Source organism: uncultured Shewanella sp. (assembly GCF_947495455.1).
In the GTDB taxonomy this organism is placed as follows: Bacteria; Pseudomonadota; Gammaproteobacteria; order Enterobacterales; family Shewanellaceae; genus Shewanella.
In genome coordinates this window covers 1-5,576 of record NZ_CANLZC010000177.1, presented here as the reverse complement: position 1 = coordinate 5,576, position 5,576 = coordinate 1, and the positions used below count along the sequence as shown (strand labels likewise).

General features: G+C 40.0%; 4 protein-coding genes. 1 reads left to right on the top strand and 3 read right to left on the bottom strand.

Annotated elements, in window-relative coordinates; translation table 11 throughout:
• The first annotated feature begins 189 nt into the window (after positions 1-189).
• A complete protein-coding gene (gene zapE / locus Q0791_RS24200) occupies positions 190-1,383 on the top strand; it encodes a cell division protein ZapE (protein ID WP_299011828.1) in 1,194 nt (397 codons plus the stop codon).
• Here the strand turns inward: zapE and Q0791_RS24195 are convergent.
• From Q0791_RS24195 to Q0791_RS24185, 3 genes are all read right to left on the bottom strand, one after another.
• The gene (locus tag Q0791_RS24195; protein ID WP_299011827.1) at positions 1,368-2,744 is read right to left on the bottom strand and encodes a DUF1501 domain-containing protein; all 1,377 of its coding nucleotides are present in this window, start codon (positions 2,742-2,744) and stop codon (positions 1,368-1,370) included. The two genes, zapE and Q0791_RS24195, sit on opposite strands and share 16 nt — an antisense overlap.
• A gap of 9 nt (positions 2,745-2,753) precedes the next feature.
• Positions 2,754-4,463: a DUF1800 domain-containing protein gene (locus Q0791_RS24190; RefSeq protein WP_299011826.1), complete on the bottom strand. Its 1,710-nt coding sequence runs from the start codon at positions 4,461-4,463 to the stop codon at positions 2,754-2,756.
• 104 nt (positions 4,464-4,567) lie between these two features.
• On the bottom strand, positions 4,568-5,464 hold the full coding sequence (locus tag Q0791_RS24185; RefSeq protein ID WP_299011825.1) for an isocitrate lyase/PEP mutase family protein: 897 nt from the start codon (positions 5,462-5,464) through the stop codon (positions 4,568-4,570).
• Between the last annotated feature and the right edge of the window lie 112 nt (positions 5,465-5,576).

The following is a 5,576-nucleotide window of genomic DNA, read 5'->3' as shown; positions in this document are numbered from 1 at the left end:
AAGGGAGGTCAAACATAGGCCAAGAACTTACTCCCTAAAATTATATTAGCTCTTAACTGACCAGTATTAGTATTAGGCCCTAATCTTCATTTTTTCATCTTGAGGTTATATTGATTTAGCTATACTTAACGGTAAGGTGCTGTTGAACCCTCCAGCAGTTAAATTCAATCAGTATTAGTCTCATTCTTGATGAAATATTCATTTTTCCATAACAAAAACGCACAGCAAACCCTTCCTGCAATCAGTCCATTGAATGCCTATCAAAGCTTACTCAATCGCCATGTTTTAAATGAAGATCCAGCTCAAATGGAAGCAGTACTTGCGCTCGATGCACTTTATCAGAAGATAACTAATAAGCAGCACTCTTTAAAAACACCTTTGAAAGGACTGTATCTCTGGGGGGATGTAGGCCGTGGGAAAACCTTTCTCATGGACATGTTTTACAACAGCCTTACTCGAACAGCTAAAATGCGATTACATTTTCATCGCTTTATGGCGCGAATACATAAAGAGCTGGCGCAAGAGTCGAAACGAGGAGATCCCTTAAAGAGTGTCGCTAAACGCATCGCAAAAGAAGCACATGTACTGTGTTTTGATGAATTTTTTGTTTCTGATATCGGTGATGCAATGATACTTGCAGGCCTGTTTGATGCTTTATTTCATCAAGGCACTATCTTAGTCGCCACATCCAACATTCAAATTGAATCTTTATATCGAAATGGACTTCAGAGACAACGTTTTTTACCCACTATTGATTTACTGCTCAAGCATACTAAACAAATCCATCTAAATGGTAACCAAGATCATCGATTACGCTCCTTACAATACCAACAAACCTATTTTCTTCCTCATGAGATTGATTTTAATATTTTATTTAAAAAACTTAGTCAAAATGATAGTCAAAATGAACCACAAAAAACATTACTTATTTCCCAAGGATTACTCATCCATGGTCGAATAATCGATACCATAAAATATTCAGCATCTTGTTTATGGCTGAGTTTCGATGCCTTATGTGACGGCCCAAGATCCCAACTGGATTATATTGAAATAGCCAGTCAATTCACGCATATTTTACTGAGTAACATACCTGTTCTTGGCGGCGAGCCGCGTAATTGGATCCGTGCAAGAGGCACAGAAGATGAACACACTCCCACAGGTGCGAGGCAATTATCCTACGTCGTTAATGACGATCCTGCTAGGCGCTTTATAAGCCTCGTCGATGAACTCTATGATCAAAGAGTGCGTCTCTATTTAAGTGCTGAGGTTCCATTGAAGGAATTGTACACTGAGGGGACGCTCTACTTTGAATTCAAACGCACATTAAGTCGACTTCAAGAAATGCAATCTCAAGAGTATCTCAATCTTCATACTGAAAAATAATCAATGTCTTGGTCAAAATACTGCAGATTTGGAAATAAATCCTCCATTTGCCCCTCTGCAACTCCATACCATCGAGCCAAAGAGGCAAACATTTGCTCACTTGACGTGCTCGGGATCATTCTTCCCCCATTTAATGCATGTTCATTGGTTAATGTGGAGGAAGGTAAAAAACCATATAAATCCCCCTGAACACTGCCTCCTAAAATAATTTGATGTCCCGCCCAACCATGGTCAGTACCGTCACCATTAGGCATTAATGTACGACCAAAATCAGACATAGTAAAACTCACAACTTCATTTTCAACACCTATGGCTAAATGCGTCTGATAAAAATAAAATAAAGCATCATTCAATAAAGTGAGTAATTGAGGATGATTAGCACCTTGATTATTATGAGTATCCCAGCCTCCTAACCCCACAAAAAAGACTTGTCTCGATAAACCTTGCTGCTTTCCTAATCGAATCAAATCAGTGACTCGCGCTAATTGAGCCGCTAAAGCATTGTTACTGGGAATATCAATCTCAAGAGGGGCAAGGAGAGATAAATCCCCTATTAAAGCTTGCGCATTATCTTCTGCACTTTTCACTGTATGATGATAAGATTGAGCTAAAGGGTGCGAGAAAGTCATCTCATAAATATGCTGTTCTAACAATGGCTTTCTTAAAGAGGCATAAGCGTGATGCTGGTATATCTTGAGCGTATCAATCGTCTCTGAATTAACATGATAGGCAGAAGTGTTCATTCCAGACTGCCAGAGATTATGCCCCGTTAAGCTTACATTCTCGATAAAAGGTGCATTTAAATTAGACTGTAGCAAATCCATTGCCCGTCCAGCCCACCCCGTACTTCCAGTATTATTTTGATTAAGTTCCGCACCTCTTTGCCAAGTCGCTTGTTGACTATTGTGAGCATAGAGATCTGAAGGCAATAGTGCGACTTTATTGATGATATCTGTTTTAGTTGTTGGCCTTATTAAGGTTCCGACATTCGCTTGAATAGCAAGGCGCCTTTGATCAAAAAGGGTTTTCATCCCTATGAGTTCTGGCACGAATCCGATCCCATCATGGATTTGTTGATTTGAGGGAAAAATGGCTAATGCCTGCTCCCTTGCTAGATTTTGCCGAATCGTTTGGTATTCAAGCAAAGATTGTCCTTCCATAGGACGCAACATGTTATATGAATCATTGCCACCATAAAGAAACACGCAAACGAGCGCCTTATAATTTGAGGTGTCACTTGATTGCGCAACGGCGGCATTTAGCAATGACATTTGCATTGAACTTAGCGCCGCCACTCCCATTCCACCGCAGAGAATGTATTTTAAAAATGCACGCCGCTCACTGAGTGAAAGACTCATCATCGCACCTCACTATCTTTGTACGACAAACTCAGGTGATAGCATGATCACCAATACAAGATTTGCCATGATAATATAGGGGTTATAGGCATCACGGCTTTCATCATAAGCACGAATATTGCTTATCAATTCCTTCAATATTGTTTTAAGATCCATACTCATACCACCTGCGATAAAAAGTAAATTTAATCGCTCAATGACTAAGTCATCTCCGTTTTCAGATTCAAATAATGCCACTAGTGGGGTAAATTGGTTATAGAGCCAAGAGTATCTCGCCTCTTCAGCTGATGTTTCTTCAGCAATACCGTATCGAATAGGCGAAAATAAATAATTGTAAAACTCAATTAATTGAGATTCATCACTAATTTGCAATTCAGGTGACACTAAATCTAAAGAGGCTAATATCGGCGTCGTAAAATCTGGAGCGTAAAAGTTAAACACTGAAGGCGCATTTAACGGCTCTTGGCCTGTTTTTACACCAAGATTATAAATTCTAAAATTATCATGTAATGTCATCGCCTCCAAAGCTCGCCACATTTGCGTCATTCGCAACAAAGGTTCTTTAATTTTTCCAAACCTATCAGGAAATAATACATGCCCATTACGTGCCTCATCATCAAGTAATATAGCTTTAGCGACTGCCGCTAAGTCCCCTTTTATACCTTGCCCATTATCATTAAACACATGAGCAACACGAGCAATATACTCAGGACTCGGATTTGAAGTCGTTAATCTCTTTATTAACTGTTCACTGATAAAAGGCGCCATATTTGAATGAGCCATCAAGTTATTCAATGCACCTTGCAAATCCATTTCAGCCGTCTGCATTGGGGGTAAGACTTGCCCTAATAAAAGCGTCTTTTCTGTCTGATCGTGATAATCATTCCATGCACGCATTGGCGTGACATAATCATTGCTAGCATTACAAAACCGATCATTTGTCGGCTGTGCAAAACACCACCCTGTAAAAACCTTAGCAAAATTTTCAACATCATTTTGAGTATAAGCAGGGATCAGTCTACCTAATTCATCCCTTTTTTTACTGCCATCGATATGCAGTTCATGTAAGCCAATTGAAAATAACTGTAATAATTCTCGAGCATAATTCTCATCAGGGTGGGTCCTTGCTGTTGCCTTTGCATTTCCTAAGTGCGTGAGATATTTCCCCATAATTGGGCTAAGACTCACTGCATATAATAACGCTTTGTAATGACCTAATGCATGCTCCACTAATAAATCATAGTAATGAATTAAGCCCTCTTGACGTTCATGGAGTTTTGCTGCATTTTGAGATACCACTAATATTTGGCTCAACGCAAAAGCCATTCTCTGTCTTAATTGATCCTCACTTTCAATGGCCGTTTTCCACCAAGCACTTAATCGTATTGCACTACTATGTGTATAGTTTTGTGTGATTAAAGGTGCGTGAAAGGATGCGGGTAAATTAATTTGTTGATCAATCCATGCTTCAATGCCCAATTCTTTGACATCGGCAATACTTGCCAATGTCGAACCAAATGTCGCTTGTTGTAATAATCGCGCAGCGTCTGCATCAGAAACAGAGTTTATAGCAACAGAGGTAACAGGGAAATCGATAGCAGGAGGAATATGAGGGCTGGTCTCACTGTCCATTGCAAGTGCACTAAACACATAGCAAACACTGAGAAATAGAAACACGCAAAACACTTTCTTGCGTAATACAATGTGAAATACAGCACACATAACCACAAGTCCTTTTGCTTTTAACTTCTACTCTTACTTTTTAATATCCTTAACCTTTAATTAAAGCAGTGAATTCACTTTTACGCCAATTTCTCAAAAGCAAATTATACATCAGGCGCTTTCTTTGTTGATAACCGCCTTAAATTATTATCATAATCTTGAAAACCAATGTGTTTTTGCAAATCTTGAAAACTCAAATGAGTATCAACGGGTTCACCTGATTTTAATTTGAGTAATGCTTTTTGCATAGCCTCAACGGAAGCAGTGAGTAAACTCGCTGGATACGCGACTAATTTAAACCCTATCTTTTCCAGCTCTTCAGGCGGTAGCACAGGTGTCACACCTTGATCTACCATATTTGCCATCTGTGGCGCAGTGATTTCACGGCAAATACTTGTCATTTCATCGATAGACTGAGGCGCTTCGATGAAAATCACATCCGCTCCCAACTCTTGAAAAGCTTGTCCACGGCGGATCGCTTCATCAAGGCCTAACGTCGCTCGTGCATCCGTTCTGGCAACAATGACAATATCATGGCCCATCTTTCTGGCTTGTTCACGTGCATCCACTGCCGCAGCCATTCGCTCAATCGCCTCTAATTGACTCACTACTTGCTTACCTTTGGTATGACCACAACGTTTTGGGTTTTGCTGATCTTCAAGCATAATACCGGCAAACCCAGCATGAATATATCCATGCAATGTTCGCTGCACATTCATGACATTACCATAACCCGTATCCGCATCACCAAACACTGGAATACTCACTGCATGACAGATATTACGGCCCTGATCTAACATCTCATGATAACTGATTAAGCCCGTATCAGGCATACCCAATCGCGCCGAAGACACCCCAAAGCCGCTCATGAATGTCAGAGAGAAACCTGCTTGCTCAATAAGTTTCGCACTCAATGCATCAAAAGCACAGGGCATCAATAAAATATTAGGCGTCGATAACTGCCGTCTTAGATCTTCAACGAGATGCATTTGATTTAACATAATACCTTCTTGTTTCTATGTAGACAGTGAGAATGTGTAGATCCAATATAGTAATGTCACATTTCCCCAATTTAGAGATGTCACATTTTGGTATGCTGGGAGCAAATAATCC